At 51.6% G+C, this 15,587-nt stretch carries 15 protein-coding genes; 10 read left to right on the forward strand and 5 right to left on the reverse strand.

Translation table 11 applies throughout. The features are described 5' to 3' along the window. Positions 1–218: 218 nt before the first annotated feature. Positions 219–1,322 (forward strand): CobW family GTP-binding protein, encoded by a 1,104-nt coding sequence (locus R6U67_RS06285; protein WP_410251750.1) that lies wholly within the window; start codon positions 219–221, stop codon positions 1,320–1,322. Between the two features lie 104 nt (positions 1,323–1,426). After that, the gene (gene dtd, locus R6U67_RS06290; protein ID WP_410251751.1) at positions 1,427–1,879 is read left to right on the forward strand and encodes a D-aminoacyl-tRNA deacylase; all 453 of its coding nucleotides are present in this window, start codon (positions 1,427–1,429) and stop codon (positions 1,877–1,879) included. 23 nt (positions 1,880–1,902) lie between these two features. Here dtd and R6U67_RS06295 read toward each other — a convergent pair whose 3' ends face one another. After that, a complete protein-coding gene (locus R6U67_RS06295) occupies positions 1,903–2,280 on the reverse strand; it encodes a hypothetical protein (RefSeq protein WP_223304192.1) in 378 nt (125 codons plus the stop codon). A gap of 467 nt (positions 2,281–2,747) precedes the next feature. Between R6U67_RS06295 and cobS the strand changes: the two genes are divergently transcribed. Beyond that, entirely contained in the window at positions 2,748–3,569 is an 822-nt protein-coding gene (gene cobS, locus R6U67_RS06300) for an adenosylcobinamide-GDP ribazoletransferase (protein WP_410251752.1), read from the forward strand. On the opposite strand, the gene R6U67_RS06305 is transcribed toward cobS, so the two are convergent. Further along, positions 3,546–4,781: a response regulator gene (locus R6U67_RS06305; RefSeq protein WP_410251753.1), complete on the reverse strand. Its 1,236-nt coding sequence runs from the start codon at positions 4,779–4,781 to the stop codon at positions 3,546–3,548. The two genes, cobS and R6U67_RS06305, sit on opposite strands and share 24 nt — an antisense overlap. Positions 4,782–4,974: 193 nt before the next feature. Between R6U67_RS06305 and R6U67_RS06310 the strand changes: the two genes are divergently transcribed. Beyond that, on the forward strand, positions 4,975–6,042 hold the full coding sequence (locus tag R6U67_RS06310; RefSeq protein WP_410251754.1) for an ABC transporter permease: 1,068 nt from the start codon (positions 4,975–4,977) through the stop codon (positions 6,040–6,042). 217 nt (positions 6,043–6,259) lie between these two features. Here the strand turns inward: R6U67_RS06310 and R6U67_RS06315 are convergent, their stop codons facing one another. Continuing rightward, complete coding sequence (locus R6U67_RS06315) at positions 6,260–7,651, reverse strand: diguanylate cyclase (protein WP_410251755.1); 1,392 nt, start codon at positions 7,649–7,651, stop codon at positions 6,260–6,262. Between the two features lie 93 nt (positions 7,652–7,744). On the opposite strand from R6U67_RS06315, the gene R6U67_RS06320 reads away from it, so the two are divergent. Continuing rightward, on the forward strand, positions 7,745–9,013 hold the full coding sequence (locus R6U67_RS06320; RefSeq protein WP_410251756.1) for an RNA-guided endonuclease InsQ/TnpB family protein: 1,269 nt from the start codon (positions 7,745–7,747) through the stop codon (positions 9,011–9,013). Between the two features lie 163 nt (positions 9,014–9,176). On the opposite strand, the gene argH is transcribed toward R6U67_RS06320, so the two are convergent. Beyond that, the gene (gene argH / locus R6U67_RS06325) at positions 9,177–10,562 is read right to left on the reverse strand and encodes an argininosuccinate lyase (protein ID WP_410251757.1); all 1,386 of its coding nucleotides are present in this window, start codon (positions 10,560–10,562) and stop codon (positions 9,177–9,179) included. Between the two features lie 55 nt (positions 10,563–10,617). Further along, a complete protein-coding gene (locus tag R6U67_RS06330) occupies positions 10,618–12,054 on the reverse strand; it encodes a PP2C family protein-serine/threonine phosphatase (protein WP_410251761.1) in 1,437 nt (478 codons plus the stop codon). A gap of 270 nt (positions 12,055–12,324) precedes the next feature. On the opposite strand from R6U67_RS06330, the gene speB reads away from it, so the two are divergent. From speB to R6U67_RS06355, 5 genes are all read left to right on the forward strand, one after another. Next, the gene (speB, locus tag R6U67_RS06335; protein WP_410251758.1) at positions 12,325–13,206 is read left to right on the forward strand and encodes an agmatinase; all 882 of its coding nucleotides are present in this window, start codon (positions 12,325–12,327) and stop codon (positions 13,204–13,206) included. A gap of 62 nt (positions 13,207–13,268) precedes the next feature. Then, positions 13,269–13,802 (forward strand): thioredoxin family protein, encoded by a 534-nt coding sequence (locus R6U67_RS06340; protein WP_410251759.1) that lies wholly within the window; start codon positions 13,269–13,271, stop codon positions 13,800–13,802. Between the two features lie 114 nt (positions 13,803–13,916). Next, positions 13,917–14,654, forward strand: coding sequence for a UMP kinase (gene pyrH, locus R6U67_RS06345; protein ID WP_410251760.1), 738 nt, complete (start codon positions 13,917–13,919; stop codon positions 14,652–14,654). Then, positions 14,644–15,189 (forward strand): ribosome recycling factor, encoded by a 546-nt coding sequence (gene frr, locus R6U67_RS06350; protein WP_410251762.1) that lies wholly within the window; start codon positions 14,644–14,646, stop codon positions 15,187–15,189. Before pyrH ends, frr begins: the two co-directional genes overlap by 11 nt. A 96-nt stretch (positions 15,190–15,285) precedes the next feature. After that, positions 15,286–15,587, forward strand: a 302-nt coding sequence (locus R6U67_RS06355; protein ID WP_410251763.1) for an FAD-dependent oxidoreductase, incomplete at its 3' end; no start/stop codon positions are given.

The raw sequence follows: 15,587 nt of genomic DNA on the forward strand, positions 1-15,587 counted from the left end.
CCTCCCAGGAGGGGAACCCACCCCTAGCCCCTCCCAGGAGGGGAACCCACCCCTAGCCCCTCCCAGGAGGGGAACCCACCCCTAGCCCCTCCTGGGAGGGGAACCCACCCCTAGCCCCTCCCAGGAGGGGAACATTTTTCGCCCCTACAGCAACGGGTGTAATCCACCATAAATTCTCCTTATCACTGTCCATCACAAACAGCTAACTCGTCCTACTTATGCAAACTACCGATCAATCCACCACTATCATGGAAGCCCCGAAACTTGGACTTCCGGTTACGATTATTACCGGCTTTCTCGGAAGTGGCAAAACGACCCTCCTCAACCATATTCTCAGCAATCAAGAAGGACTCAAAACGGCAGTTTTAGTCAACGAATTTGGTGAAATTGGTATCGACAATGAACTCATCATTTCTGGGGATGATGATATGGTCGAACTCACCAATGGCTGCATCTGTTGCACGATTAACGATGACCTCCTCAATGCTGTGTATAAGGTCTTGGAACGGGAGGAAAAAGTCGATTACTTGGTGGTCGAAACCACGGGACTCGCTGACCCGCTACCCGTCGCCTTGACTTTTTTGGGAACTGAACTTCGGGATCTCACTCGCCTCGATTCGATTATCACCTTAGTTGACTGTGAAAACTTCAGTCTCGATTTGTTTAATAGTGAAGCCGCTTATGGGCAAATTGCCTATGGTGATACGATTATTCTCAACAAAATTGACTTGGTGGATGAAGCCGATGTTGATGCGTTGGAAGTGCGGATTCGCGATATCAAAAAAGATGCTCGCATTTTGCGCACCAATCATGGCGAGGTCCCCTTACCGTTACTCTTGAGTGTGGGGCTGTTTGAATCCGATCGCTACTTTGAGACGGAATCATCGGATCATGACCATGACCATCATGATCACGCCCATCATGACCATCATGACCATGATCACGCCCATCATGACCATCATGACCATGATCACGCTCATCATGATCACTCCCATCACCTAGAAAATGATGGTTTTCTCTCGGTCTCATTTCAGAGCGATCGCCCCTTCAGTATCCGCAAATTCCAGTATTTCCTCGATAATCAGCTTCCGGCTAATATCTTCCGCGCGAAAGGGATTTTATGGTTTGAAGAAAGCCCCGATCGCCATATCTTCCACCTCAGCGGTAAACGCTTTAGCATCGAAGATGACGAATGGAAGCATGAGAAGACAACGCAACTGGTGTTTATCGGACAAGATCTCGATTCAGACACCCTGTTGAAGCAGTTACAAAACTGTGTCGTCACTCCCGGAACCCAGGGTCCGAAGGGATTTAAACTCTAGGGGGTTTAAGGGATAAATTCTCACGGAAACCGGCACAGAAGACCCAGGAAAGGGTCTTCTGTGCTATTTAGGTCAAATTAAGTCTTAGGAGCAAAACATAGGCAATGCGGGTCATTATTCAGCGGGTCACGTCATCTGAGGTGCGAGTGGGCGATCGCCGAGTGGGGAAAATCGGCCGAGGCCTAAATCTCCTGGTAGGAATTGCCCAAACAGACACAGAAGCGGAACTCGACTGGATGGCCCGTAAATGTCTCAATTTGCGTTTGTTTCCTCCCGCTGATAACGACTCGGGCCGTTGGGAGAACTCCGTCGAAGACATCGGAGGGGAAATTCTGGTGATCAGTCAATTCACCCTCTATGGCGATTGTCGCAAAGGTCGCCGTCCCTCCTTTGATCGTTCCGCCCCACCCGCCGCCGCTGAAGCCCTCTACCATCAATTTGTCGATAAACTCCGTCAAAGCCAACTCACCGTTGAAACCGGCGAATTTGGGGCGATGATGAGTGTCTCGATTGAGAACGATGGCCCCGTCACTCTCATTTTGGAGCGTGATGCTTGATGCCGAACCGGATAGAGAATCAATTAACTCCCACTCCAATCATCGAGATCATCGATTTGTGCATCGAGTTTAGCCGAGATCACCTGAACCAACATCGATTCGAGGGATTCATCAGTAATCGGGTCACTCGAACGGCCGGCTAGGGGAGAGTTTAGGGGAATTAACCGTAAGCGACGGTTATCTTGCACTAACTCAAATTGGGTCCGTGACTGACCAATAGGTTTTAATTCTAAATAGTCAAAACTAGCGACATTGAGATACAGGGAATGATTTGCCAGGATCGTCGATTGATGGGAATCTGAAAACACCTCAACGAGATAGGCTTCCCCCTGGGCTTGGGGTTCACCATCGAGGAGGTCAACATAGCGCACCTGCGTCAGGTCTCCAAGTAAACGCAACATATCGCGTTTGTTAACGAGGATACCTGTTTCGATGATGCACGGGGCAGGGATATGATGATCGGATGAACGCTCAAGCATGGAACTAAGGGGGGTGGAGTAGAGTGACCGTTTGGGAGATAGATAAACGCGGTATCGACAGAAAAATACCTCAATCAGCGCGGTATGATGACCCGGTTCAGGTGTTTGAGGATATCAAGGTGAAGATATCAGGGTAGGGATATCAAGGCTATCAACGCGCAATGGCGTTTCTGTCGATGATGGGTCGAGTCCGCTCAGAGATCTCGATCCATGACTGGATTTGCAACTGGGATTTGCAACTGGGATTTGCAACTTGTGATTTGCAACTTGTATGGATAACTAGAGGGACGACTCGAGTGGTATCTCAACTCACAACAAGGTCTCCATACAATCTTGGCATAGATATTCGGGTTCGCAAATCCGTTAAATAACTGAACTTTTGATGAACTATGGCAAAGCGACGATTTTCAGGGCTGGCTTCATGGTTAGAGTTAAGGTTTTGGCACCATCAACGCAATGCGATCGCCGCTGCTATTGCCTTCTACACCTGTTTGCCGATTCCCCTGGGCTGGAAATTAGAGTTTGAGGGGATCGCGAAACTCGCGCCGTTGGTGGGAATTTTCCTCGGGGGACTGCTTGGCTTGGTCGATTGGGGCTTAGGCCTGATGGCGATGCCCGTATTAACACGGAGTGCCTTAATTGTGGGCTTATCCATCGCCATCACGGGCGGCTTACATCTCGATGGGGCTATTGATACCGCCGATGGTTTGGCTATTCCCGACGCTAATAAACGGCTAGCGGCGATGCAAGATAGTTTAGTCGGGGCATTTGGGACGATGGCGGCGGTGATGCTGCTGTTGCTGAAAACTGTTGCCCTCTCGGAGTTAGTGGACGATCGCGCTTTTGCCTTAATGGCCGCGGCCGGTTGGGGCCGTTGGGGACAGGTGGTGGCCATTGTCCGCTATCCCTATCTCAAAGCCAGTGGTAAGGGGGCCATCCATAAAGCCTCGATTCAGTCCGCTGTTGCCCTGATTCCGGGGGCGATTGCCCTGCTGGGGTTGAGTCTGCTGCAAGTGTGGCTTGGGGGCGATCGCTGGCTGGTGGGAGTTGGGATGGCTTTAGGGGGGAGTGCGATCGCCATCCTCACCCCGGCCTGGTTCAATCATAAGTTAGGCGGCCATACGGGAGACACTTATGGCGCGGTGGTTGAATGGACCGAAGCCTTACTGTTGTGTTTACTCACCGCGTTAGCTGCGGCCCGTCCCGCCTGAGTTAGAGGGATTGGGCGGATTGGAGGATTTTTCTGAGGCCATGACCAACCGTTGGATGGTCTCGATGAGGGTGTCGGGATCGACGGGTTTCGAGAGAAATCCCGAGGCTTTGACCAATTTGGCCCGCACGCGATCGACCAGTCCATCTTGACTCGTCAGAAACACCACAGGAGTATCTTTCAACTGTTCAACGCGGTGAATTTGGGCGCAAACTTCATAGCCATTGACCACTGGCATAATCAAATCCAAAAAAATCAACGCTGGTTTGCGGGCAATCAATTCGGGAATGGCTTGTAAGGGATCGATAATAAAAAAACTACGATAGCCCGCCTCTTGCAGGAGTTCTTCTAGAAATTCGCAGCTTTGCAGGCTATCGTCAATACAGGCAATGAGCGGGGAATCCGCTTTATGGTTCGTTTTTTGCGGTTGCTGATCATCCTTGACTAAATCCGTCGCAATAGAACTCCCGGAACTCCGACTGGGGGTAAACTTTTCGTTTAAATCAGGAACCCGTACCAGTTGTAGCGACCCTTTTTCAATCCGAGGCATTAAAGACTGGGTGAGTTGAACCAGGTCTTTTTTGACAATGACTGACAAATCTCGCAAGGTATTCCGGGAGTTAACGAGAACCGCCAGCCGTCGATACACCTTCTCCGATAATGAGGATTTCAGGAGAGAATTATTAGCAATCACCGGCGCTAAATTCGGAGAATAGCCAGCAAAATCGGCTTCACACCATTGTTGCCATTGTCGCTCAGCATAGTTCAGGAGGGCATCTCCTTTGAGGACGACACGGGGTTTTGTAATACTGGTTTCTTCATGGAGTTCTCCGACTAACACGGCCGCTTGGGACCCTTGTAGAACATCAAATAAAACCTCGACGATGCAGTCAACAATAATTTTCTGAAATTGCTTGCGATCGAGCTGCTGCTGATCCTGAAACTGGCAGAGCGTATCGTATTCCCAACAGGAATCCGTGGTCTCGCTGGGAAACTCAAGAGACCCTAAATCTAGCTTAGGACAAGTGCGGGCGATCGCCCGTCGCCAACGTCGCAGAGGATGAACCCCTCCCGAGGCCCAAGTGATGCGGCCCATGTAATAATAAAGGCTCCAGGCTTCATTGGGGGGAGAGAGGGAATGGATATTTAATCGTCCGCTAAACTGCTTTTGGATACAGTGGAGAATGGCACTAAGAGCATCAAGCTGTGACATTGCGCTGGTGGGTGGCTGAGTTTGATTCACGGATGAACAGGTTGACAGAGGAACTGGCGATGAACGATGACAAAACGCAAGGAGCGTGAACTACCGCTAGAGAGAATTATGCACACTGATCTGCTGTGAGCTTATCATTGTTAAGGAATCGTAATCTCCGTCCGTTAAAAAAACTTCAGACTTGAGTAGACCTATGAATTGGTGGCAAAACTTCAAACAGAATCCGCTTTCTCGCTTGGGTGCAACCCTGTTGATTGTCTTTTATGTGCTGGCGATCGGCGCCGGTTTTTTTGCCCCTTATGACCCGATTAATGACATTCAACGGGAGGGGTCCTTACTTCCTCCAACAACCATCCACTGGCGCAATGAAGCCGGAGAATTTGTTGGCCCCTATGTCTATCCCGTGCAGCAAGGGGCAACGGATCTTGAGACGGGAGAACGGGAACTGATGGTCGATCGCTCCGAACCCTCCCCAGTCCGTTTATTTGTGTCTGGGTCATCCTATCGCTTACTGGGTCTGATTCCGGGGAACCTTCATTTGTTTGGCACCATCGGCCCAGGCCAGTTAAATCTCCTCGGGACCGACGAACAAGGACGCGATCAATTTAGTCGCCTCATCTTTGGCGGCCAGGTGAGCTTATTTATTGGCTTAGTCGGCATTTGTATCTCCTTCCCTATTGGGATGCTCGTTGGCGGCATATCGGGCTATGTAGGGGGCGCTGTGGACACGATCATCATGCGACTGACGGAAGTCTTGATGACCATTCCGGGTTTATACCTGCTGATTGCTTTAGCCGCCGTGTTACCCGCTGGCTTAACGAGCGCCCAGCGTTTTTTGCTCATCGTGACTATCATATCGTTTATTAGCTGGGCTGGATTGGCGCGGGTGATTCGAGGGCAGGTCTTGTCGATTAAGGAACAGGAGTTTGTCCAAGCGGCCCGGGCGATGGGAGCCAAACCCCTCTACATTATTATTCGTCATGTCCTACCGCAAACGGCCACTTACCTGATTATTTCAGCCACCTTATCGATTCCTGGGTTTATTGTGGCCGAGTCGGTGTTGAGTCTGATTGGCTTAGGGATTCAACAACCCGATCCCTCTTGGGGAAATCTCCTGTCCAATGCCACAAACGCCTCAATTTTGGTATTTCAACCTTGGCTAATTTGGCCACCGGCTTTGTTAGTGGTCTTAACGGTATTATCGTTTAACTTGATTGGGGACGGGTTACGGGATGCCTTAGATCCTCGGAGTTTGCGTTGAGAAGGGAACAGGGGAAGAGAGGCAAGAGGCAAGAGGCAAAAGAAGGGAACAGGGAACAGGGAACAGGGAACAGGGGAAGAGAGGCAAGAGGCAAGAGGCAAGAGGCAAGAGGCAAGAGGGGTAGGGTGCGTTCGGGCATCAGCTAATTTTAGGGGCCGACTAGACCTTTAAAACTTGCCCGAACGCACCGATTCCGATCGCCGGTTCGATGAGAGGATTAGTCTAGGGCGCGGACGAGTTGCCAGCAGGCGCGATCGCGGCCTTCGGATTTGGCCCGGTAAAGGGCGCGATCAGCGGCCTCGATTAAAGCAGCGGGGTTGATGCTGGAGATGGGGGTTAGACTCGATACCCCTAAACTAATGGTGACGGAGGTGGGTTCAGCACCTCCCTCGGGATAGAGGATGATCTGCCGAATCGCATCTAGCAGACGACGGGCCACGCGAATCGCGCCAGCCGCTTCAGTTTGCGGCAGAATGATGGCAAATTCTTCACCCCCATAACGGGCCACGAGATCATCGGGATATTGCACCAATCCCCGTAGGGTTTGGGCGACCTTTTGTAAACAGACATCGCCGGTTTGGTGGCCGTAGGTGTCGTTAAAGTTTTTAAAGCGATCGACATCGCCGAGAATGAGGGAGAGAGGACGTTTATGTTTGAGGCAATAGGCCCAGGTTTCACTGAGATAGTCGTCGAAGCGGCGACGGTTGGCCACTTGGGTGAGTCCGTCGAGGTTGGCCTGTTGTTGCAATTCCACGTTAGAGGCCTTGAGGGCCAGTTCCATTTGTTTACGGGCGGTGATATCTCGGAAGGTGAGGGTGACACCATCGTCGAGTTTGATGGCGATGGCCTGAAACCAACCGCAAAGGGTGTCAGATTCGTAACAGATTTCCCGGTTGAGGATCTTGCCGGTTTCGACGACTCGCACTAGGTCATCAAACAGGCCGATAATGCCATACTCGGGCATCAGATCCAGCAATCGCTGGCCGATAATAGCATCGGAGTTGGTATGGGCCGCGTTGGCGGCCACGGCATTGGCCAGTAACCATTCAAAATCCAGGATCAGACCTTCGTCATTGCGGATGGCTTGTAAGGCCGAGACACTGTCTAGGGTGCTGTTGAGGACTGAGGCCAGGAGCGATCGCGATTTTTTTAAACGGGCTTCTGTAGATTGCCGTTCGTGGATTTCGAGTTCTAACTGGGCTTTTTGCCGTCGTACGAGGAGTTGATGTTCAACTCGGGCGATGACTTCCTCGGCTTGGAAGGGTTTGGTGACATAATCGGCCCCACCGACTTGAAAGGCGGCGACTTTTTCCTCGGTGGTTTCTAAGACGCTGATGAAGATAACGGGAATTTCAGCGGTTTCGGGATGGGTTTTGAGCCAACGACAGACGGAATATCCGTCGAGTTCGGGCATTTTGATATCCAGCAGAATTAAATCTGGCTGCATGAGGGTGGCCGATTTGATGGCCAGTTCTCCCGTTCGGCACACCTGCACGCTATAGCCTCGGGCCGACAGCATTTGTCGCAACAGCGTTAAGTTGGCAGGGGTATCATCCACAACCAGAATTTCTCCGGTTAGAGATGAGGAGGCGGCAGGAGACGATCTCATAACACTAGCGTGACCAAAAATAAGGGGTTTCAAGCCCCGCCCTTCCAGGGCGGCATTAGGAGTGCTACGATGATATCAAGCAAGTGTCAAACAATGTTTGTTCTCGAATACAAGGTCAAACCCAAACCTTATCAAGTCGAAGCCATCGACGAAGCCATTCGGACAACTCAGTTCGTCCGCAATAAAGTCTTGCGTTACTGGATGGACAATCGAGGTGTGGGTAAGACTGAGCTATTTCGGTACAACACACGGCTGAGAAAAGAGTTTAAGTTTGTCGAAGAACTCAACTCTCATGCTTGCCAAACGGCGGTCGAGCGAACCTTGAGAGCCATTACTCGTTTTTACGAAAACTGTAAAAGCCAAGTCAAAGGGAAAAAAGGTTATCCTAAATTCAAAAGGAATACCCGTTCGCTCGAGTATAAAGTTTCGGGTTGGAAACTTTCAGAAGACAGAAAGCACATTGTCTTCACCGATAAGAAGGGTATCGGACATTTGCGTTTAATTGGTTCGAGAGATTTAAATTATTACCACCCCGAGCAGATTAAGCGAGTCAGGATACTCAGGAGAGCTGATGGATACTACGTCCAGTTTTGTGTCAAACTCGATCCAAGACTGACGGTCTCCAAACCTTTAACCCCTTCTCAAAAAGCGGTAGGTATTGATGTGGGTTTGAAGTATTTTTTGGCAGACAGCCAAGGAAATATCGAGCCAATTCCTCAATTCTATGAAGTCGCCGCAGCCGCAGGAACCTGCGTCCTGCGGAACGGCGACCGAAAATCGGAAAGGCAACTCAACCGACTCAACCGTCAAAAGTCTAAGAAATTCCGTAAAAGACAACCCCAGTCGCAAAACTATCGAAAAGCTAGACAGCGATATGCTCGCAAACATTTAAGAGTAAGTCGGCAGCGAGAAGAGTTTGCCAAAAGAGTGGCACTCCGTTTAATCCAATCTAACGATTTGGTCGCCTACGTTGGCGAAGCCTGCACGAAGTGCATAGACTTAAATGTTGCAGGGCTAGTCAAGAATCGCCATCTAGCCAAATCGATTAGCGATGCGGGATGGACGTTGTTTCGTCGTTGGCTCGAATACTTTGCCGACAAATACGGGAAGATAGCCATTGCCGTACCTCCTCACAATACCAGTCAAAACTGTTCGAGTTGTGGGGAAAAAGTGCAGAAAACGCTATCGACTCGAACTCATGTTTGCCCTCATTGTGGCTTGGTTGCCGACCGCGACACGAACGCAGCGATAAACATCCTTAAACTGGGACTGAGTAGGGTGGGGCGCACCCGAATTCACGCATCGGGAGAGACTCCCTCTTGGTTGGTTGGAGAAATCCTGTCAGCTAACGGAGACTCGTAGAACGATGAATCCCCCTGCCTTCAGGTGGGGGAGAACGTCAAGAACACCAAGCCATGGCACTAGCTATCGTAGTTGATTGTGCCATAGCCGGGGGCGATCGCCGGGGAGAAGGCAAGAGGGAACAGGGAACAGGGAACAGGGAACACCGGAACAGGGAACTGGATTAACTGTTGAGGAGGGTTTTGGCGGTGGTTAGGGCTTGGCGAACTTGGTTGAAGCCGGTTCCGCCAAAACTGTTACGGGCGGAAATGACTTGTTTGGGGGCGATCGCATCGTAAATGTCCGCTTCAAACTTAGGATGTAACTGTTGCCACTCGTCTAAAGTTAAATCCTTGAGGAGTTTCCCAGCAGCGAGGGAGGTGCGCACCACTTTGCCCACTAAGTTATAGGCTTCTCGGAAGGGAACCCCTTTGGCGGCCAAATAATCGGCGACATCGGTGGCGTTGGAAAAATCTTCGGCGACGGCGGTTTCTAACCGTTCTTTGCGAAATTCTAAGCCGGATTCAAATAAAACGGTCATGGAATCGAGGCAGCCCTGGACGGTTTTGACGGTATCAAAAGGGGCTTCTTTGTCTTCTTGTAAGTCTTTGTTGTAAGCCAGGGGTAGGGCTTTCATGAGAACGAGCAGTCCCTGTAGATGCCCAAAGACGCGACCGGTTTTTCCGCGCACTAATTCGGGAATGTCGGGGTTCTTTTTCTGGGGCATGATACTCGAACCGGTTGAGCAATTGTCCTTGAGTTGCACAAAGTTAAACTCCTGGGATGCCCAGAGAATCACCTCTTCTGAGAGACGACTCAGATGCACCATAATTAGGCTGGCGGCGTTGACAAATTCGATCGCAAAGTCGCGATCGCTCACTCCATCAAGACTGTTGGCGTAGGGACGATTAAAGCCTAAGAGTTCTGCGGTATAATGGCGGTCAATGGGAAAGGTGGTTCCGGCTAACGCACCACTGCCTAGGGGGCAGATATTCACCCGTTCATAGACTTCTCCGAGTCGCTGCCAATCCCGTTGCAACATCTCGAAATAAGCTAGTAGATGATGGGCTAAACTCAGGGGTTGCGCCCGTTGTAGGTGGGTGTAGCCGGGAATTGGTGTTTCAATGTTTTGTTCGGCTAGGGTTAGTAATGCTTGTTGAAAACGGCGTACTTTTTGGCGAATGTCTTGGATTTTATCGCGTAGATAGAGGCGAGTGTCGGTGCCGACTTGGTCGTTGCGCGATCGCGCTGTGTGTAGCTTCTTCCCGGCATCTCCCACCAATTCCGTTAGCCGCCGTTCTACGGCAAAGTGAACATCCTCGGCATCGATGCCAGGGTTGAATTTGCCTTGGCGATATTCTTGACGAATCTGCTCTAATCCTGAGACGAGTTGTTCGGCTTCTTCTGAGGAGATAACACCGACTTTTGCTAACATTTTAGCATGGGCAACGGAGCCGGTCAAATCATATTCAATAAGTTCAATATCAAAGCCAATACTTGCATTAAATTCGGCGACAATGGGGTCGAGGGCAGATTCAAAACGTTGACTCCAAGTTTTAGGCTGGTTCATGAGAAGGGAATAGGGAATAGGGAACAGGGAACAGGGGGAAGTGCTAAGGGAATGGTTAACGTTTTTGTAGAACCACGAGGGTCATATCATCGTCGTTGGACTTGTGGGGGCCGATGAAGTCCCAAACAGCATCAAACAGGGAGTTGAGAATGTCGTTGGGATCAGCTTGACGGCGACAGGTGCTTTCAAAGGCGGCGATGAGGTTGTCTTCATCAAAGCGATCGCCTTTGGGGTTGGAGGCTTCCGTGAACCCGTCTGTATAGTACAAGATTGTATCGCCTGCTTCGAGGATGACACTATCTTCTTCGTATTCAGTTTCAGCATCGAGTCCGACGAGCATTCCCCAGGTATCTAAGCGCAGCATTTCTTGACGTTGGGCTTTCCAAAGCAGGGGCGGGGTATGGGCGGCGTTGCTGTAGGCCAGTTGATGGGTTTCGGGGTTATATTCCGAATAAAATAATGTTACGAAACGATGAGAATTTTCCAGGTCAGCATACATGGCCCGGTTGAGATGTTTGAGAATGCGGGCGGGGGAATGTTGGTTGAGGGCTTCCGATCGCAACATCCCTCGGGTTAGGGTCATAATTAAGCCGGCGGGAACCCCTTTCCCCATGACATCACCAATGGTAATCCCCCAGCGACCTTGGGCGGCTTCCATGGGGAGTTCTGAGGATGAGGCGGGGTCGGGGTCAGAGTGGGTTGAGGTGGCGGGGAGATTACGCGATCGCACTAAGTTATGACTGGTGGGGATAAAGTCATAGTAATCGCCGCCGACTCGGTTTGCGGTTTGACAACGAGCGGCCAGTTGAATCCCCTCAATCTGGGGACATTGACTCGGTAATAGACGTAACTGAATCTCGGCCCCGATTTCTAATTCCCGGTCGAGTCGTTGTTTTTGTCGCAATTCGGCGGCCAGTTCATCGTTGACGATGGCCACGGCGGTTTGGTCGGCGACGAGTTGCACGAGCTTACGGCGGGCGTCACTCCAGGTATACTTGGGGTCATGGCTAAAGACATACAGCCGTCCCCGTTCTTCGTTGCGAATCGAGATGGGCGTTCCGTGGAGTTGGATGTTTTGTCCGAGATAGTCGGCGACGCGGCGATCGAGATCGCCGGAAATGGGGAGAGGTTGGGGCTGATCTCGGATGACCGCGTCGATGGCTTTGCGAAGGTTGACGCAGGATTGGCCCTCTTGACAATGGAGGCGTTGCAGTCGCACTTGTCCATCGGGTTTAAACAAGACTAACGAGGCCCCCTCAGCGTCGGTGACACGGCTGGCGACGAGGGGGATGAGTTCGAGGAACTGGTTGAGATTATTGAAGCTACGCAGGGCGAACCCTAGGGAACTTAATAAATCCTGTGTTTTGTTTTGTTCACGGTGCAACCGAGCGACCAAGGCTTTGAGAGCAAACACAGGAGTCGGTTCCGGGATGGGTGAACTGTCGGGGCGGTCAGGTTGTATGGGAACAGACACAACGGGTATAGAATCCAAGTCAATTCGCTTCAGTGACATCGAAAGAGGTGGGGTTAACCACCGTAGCAGGGTTGGGAGGCGGGACGCGGATTGGGGTTAGGGTCAGTATCGCAGAAGTCTACGGTGTTTGGGGAAAATTGGCAACAAATTTGGCAGGAGTTCGGGTTTGGGGGCGATCGCACGTCGGCTCTAGGATACTCTTATTGATAGTTTATTGCTCGTCTTTGGCTTGTCGTATTCCTGGTCTATCGATGGACACAGATGATGGAAACAGATTTTAAAACCTCCATGCTACCTTTTATTGGCCAAGAGATTGATGTGGGCTATGAGGCGGCTCGGGTGGTGATTTTGCCGGTTCCCTATGAGGCGACGACCACCTATCGCCAAGGCTGTCAGCAGGGACCGTCGGCGTTACTCGCGGCCTCGGATCAGTTGGAATATTATGATGTGGAATTGCAACGAGAGGTCTGTTTTGAGGTGGGGATTCATACTCATACTCCCATTGCGGATACTCGACGGGGGGCGGTGACGGCTCAAGAGATGCTGCAACAGATCCAAACAACGGTGGCGGAGCTGGTTGAGGCGGGGAAGTTTGTTTTGGCGATCGGTGGGGAACATAGTATCACGGCGGGAGTGGTGGCGGGATATCGTCACGTCTATGGGGATGAGCCGTTTACGGTGGTGCAAATCGACGCTCATGGGGATTTGCGGGATGTTTATGAAGGCTCGAAGTATAATCATGCCTGTGTGATGCACCGGATTTTGGAGATGGGCCTACCGTCGCTGGCGGTGGGGGTTCGCAGTGTCTGTCGTCAGGAGGCGGAGTTGATTCAACGGCGCCGGATTCCGGTGATTTGGGATCATGAGATGGTGGCTGATCCCGATTGGTGCGATCGCGCCTTGGGGGCGATTACGACGGAAAAGGTGTTTTTGACGGTGGATCTCGATGGCCTGGATGGGAGTCTACTGCCGGGGGTGGGAACGCCTCAGCCGGGTGGGTTAAACTGGCATCAGTTGACGGGGTTTTTGCGTCGCCTGGGTCAACGACATCAGTTGATTGGGGCGGATGTGGTGGAACTCTGTCCAATTCCCAATTCGGTGGTGTCTGAGTTCACGGCTGCCAAGTTGACCTATAAAATAGTGGGATACTATGCTGATGGCGCTTGCTGATGGCGCGTTGGCGATGGCAATCCCCCAGCCGGATAACTCTCAAGAGAGGATGACCCCTATTTATGAATGGTACAGAAATTGGCGCTTACGCCCCGGATTTTGAGTTGCCCGGAACGAAGGGAACGGTTCATCATTTAGCGCGGTATTTGGATGAGTGTCGGGCGGTGGTGGTGGTGTTTTTTTCCAATACTTGCCCCCATTGTCAGATGTATCTCGATCGCCTGAAGGCACTGCAACGGGAGTATCGCGATCGCCGGCTGATGGTGGTGGCGATTAATGCGAATGATTCGGAAACCTTTGAGGCGATGAAAGCTTTGGCCCGAAAGGCGGAGTTGAATTTTCCCTATCTGCGGGATGTGACTCAGGATGTGGCTCAATGTTTTGGTGTGACGGTTACCCCTGAGGTCTTTTTGCTTGACAAAACTGGTGTTTTGTGCTATAGAGGGCAAATTGATGATTGTGCTGAGTCGGCCGCTGGGGTCAAACAGAACTATTTGCAGGATGCGATTGAGGCGTTGCTCAAGGATGAGGCGATCGCCATTCCCCGCACTGAGGCTCAGGGTTGTCCGCTAAACTGGCGGCCGGCGGCCACGTAAGTTCTTGGGGAGTTCTTGGGGAGTTCTTGAGTCCAATTGAGCGACCCCTTTAGGGCCAGAGCCAAAGCCTGTTATAGTTGGAGGCGGTTTACGGAGGGGAATGGAGCTAAACCTATGGCAGAACAGATAAATGGATACCAACGGATTTTACTCAAGCTCAGTGGTGAAGCCTTGATGGGCAACCTCGGCTATGGGATTGACCCAGCGGTGGTTCAACAACTGGCTCAGGAAATCGCTGAGGTGGTGGCGTCGGGAACCCAGGTGGCGATCGTCGTCGGTGGTGGTAATATCTTTCGCGGTGTGAAAGCTTCGTCGGCGGGGATGGATCGGGCCACGGCGGATTATATTGGTATGATTGCCACCGTCATGAATGCGATGACGCTCCAGGATGCTTTGGAACAGATGGGAGTGCCAACGCGGGTGCAGACGGCGATCGCTATGCAGGAGGTGGCGGAACCCTATATTCGCCGCCGAGCGATGCGACATTTGGAAAAAGGACGAGTGGTGGTGTTCGGTGCGGGTTCTGGGAACCCGTTTTTTACGACAGATACCACCGCTGCACTGCGGGCCGCTGAGATTGACGCGGAAGTGATCTTCAAGGCCACGAAAGTCGATGGGGTGTATGATCGCGATCCCACCGGCGATGCGGAGGCTCATCTCTACAAAAGTTTGACCTATAGCCATGTCCTCACTGAAGACTTACGGGTGATGGATAGTACGGCGATCGCTTTATGTAAGGAGAACAATATCCCTATCATAGTGTTTAACCTGTCGCAGCGTGGCAACATCAGCCGCGCCGTGGCCGGCGAACCCGTCGGAACAATAGTAGGAGGTTCCTGTGATGTTACCTGAAATTGAAGAACGAATGCAGAGTGCTGTGGATGCGACGCTAAGAGCGTTTAATTCCATTCGCACTGGACGCGCTAATGCGGCGATTCTCGATCGCGTGATGGTGGACTATTACAATAGCCCCACCCCCCTGAAGAGTCTGGCGGGAATTAGTACCCCGGATTCGACGACGATTCTGATTCAACCGTTTGATCCGGGTAGTTTAGCCACGATTGAGAAGGCTCTGAGTCTGTCGGATGTCGGCATGATGCCCAACAATGACGGTAAGGTGATTCGTCTCAATGTTCCGCCATTGACGAGTGAACGCCGCCAGGAGTTTGTCAAATTGGCGGCTAAGTGCGCTGAAGATGGCAAAGTCTCGGTTCGCAATGCTCGTCGGGATGCTATTGATGAGGTCCGCAAACAAGAGAAAAACAGCGACATCTCCGAGGATGAGTCTCGGGATTTGCAGGAGCAGATTCAGACCCTGACGGACAAGTACACCGACAAGATTGATAAACTACTCGCTGAGAAGGAGAAGGATATCACTACGGTTTAGGGAGTTGTCCGATTTGGGGGTGCATCGATCCGGGGTTCGGGGGGCGACTGCTGAACCTGCTTAATGTCCTGAGGTTATTGTGAACTCATGAGTGAACTGTTCGACTGTGTGATCATTGGTGCAGGTCCAGCGGGAGGCGCCGCCGCTTATCATTTGGCGAAGCGGGGGCGATCGGTTCTCGTGTTGGACAAACACCCCCAACCCCGCCAGGCTTCTTGTGCTGGAGGGGTTTCTCCGGCGATCGCCCCCTGGTTTGAGTTCGACTTTTCCCCGGTGATTTCTCGCAAGGTGAAGACGGTTCGGTATACCTGGAAGTATGAGGACCCGGTGCAGGTGGAATTGGAGACCGCCGAACCGATGTGGATGGTGCGTCGGGATGCGTTTGATCAACTGCTGTT

The organism is Sodalinema sp. (genome assembly GCF_046483825.1).
Classification (GTDB): Bacteria; Cyanobacteriota; Cyanobacteriia; order Cyanobacteriales; family Geitlerinemataceae; genus Sodalinema.

Coding starts and splice junctions, on each gene's coding strand:
- R6U67_RS06285 (WP_410251750.1), top strand. CDS start 219: ATGCAAACTACCGATCAATCCACCACTATCATGGAAGCCCCGAAACTT.
- dtd (WP_410251751.1), top strand. CDS start 1,427: ATGCGGGTCATTATTCAGCGGGTCACGTCATCTGAGGTGCGAGTGGGC.
- R6U67_RS06295 (WP_223304192.1), bottom strand. CDS start 2,280: ATGTTGCGTTTACTTGGAGACCTGACGCAGGTGCGCTATGTTGACCTC.
- cobS (WP_410251752.1), top strand. CDS start 2,748: ATGGCAAAGCGACGATTTTCAGGGCTGGCTTCATGGTTAGAGTTAAGG.
- R6U67_RS06305 (WP_410251753.1), bottom strand. CDS start 4,781: ATGTCACAGCTTGATGCTCTTAGTGCCATTCTCCACTGTATCCAAAAG.
- R6U67_RS06310 (WP_410251754.1), top strand. CDS start 4,975: ATGAATTGGTGGCAAAACTTCAAACAGAATCCGCTTTCTCGCTTGGGT.
- R6U67_RS06315 (WP_410251755.1), bottom strand. CDS start 7,651: ATGAGATCGTCTCCTGCCGCCTCCTCATCTCTAACCGGAGAAATTCTG.
- R6U67_RS06320 (WP_410251756.1), top strand. CDS start 7,745: ATGTTTGTTCTCGAATACAAGGTCAAACCCAAACCTTATCAAGTCGAA.
- argH (WP_410251757.1), bottom strand. CDS start 10,562: ATGAACCAGCCTAAAACTTGGAGTCAACGTTTTGAATCTGCCCTCGAC.
- speB (WP_410251758.1), top strand. CDS start 12,325: ATGCTACCTTTTATTGGCCAAGAGATTGATGTGGGCTATGAGGCGGCT.
- R6U67_RS06340 (WP_410251759.1), top strand. CDS start 13,269: ATGAATGGTACAGAAATTGGCGCTTACGCCCCGGATTTTGAGTTGCCC.
- pyrH (WP_410251760.1), top strand. CDS start 13,917: ATGGCAGAACAGATAAATGGATACCAACGGATTTTACTCAAGCTCAGT.
- frr (WP_410251762.1), top strand. CDS start 14,644: ATGTTACCTGAAATTGAAGAACGAATGCAGAGTGCTGTGGATGCGACG.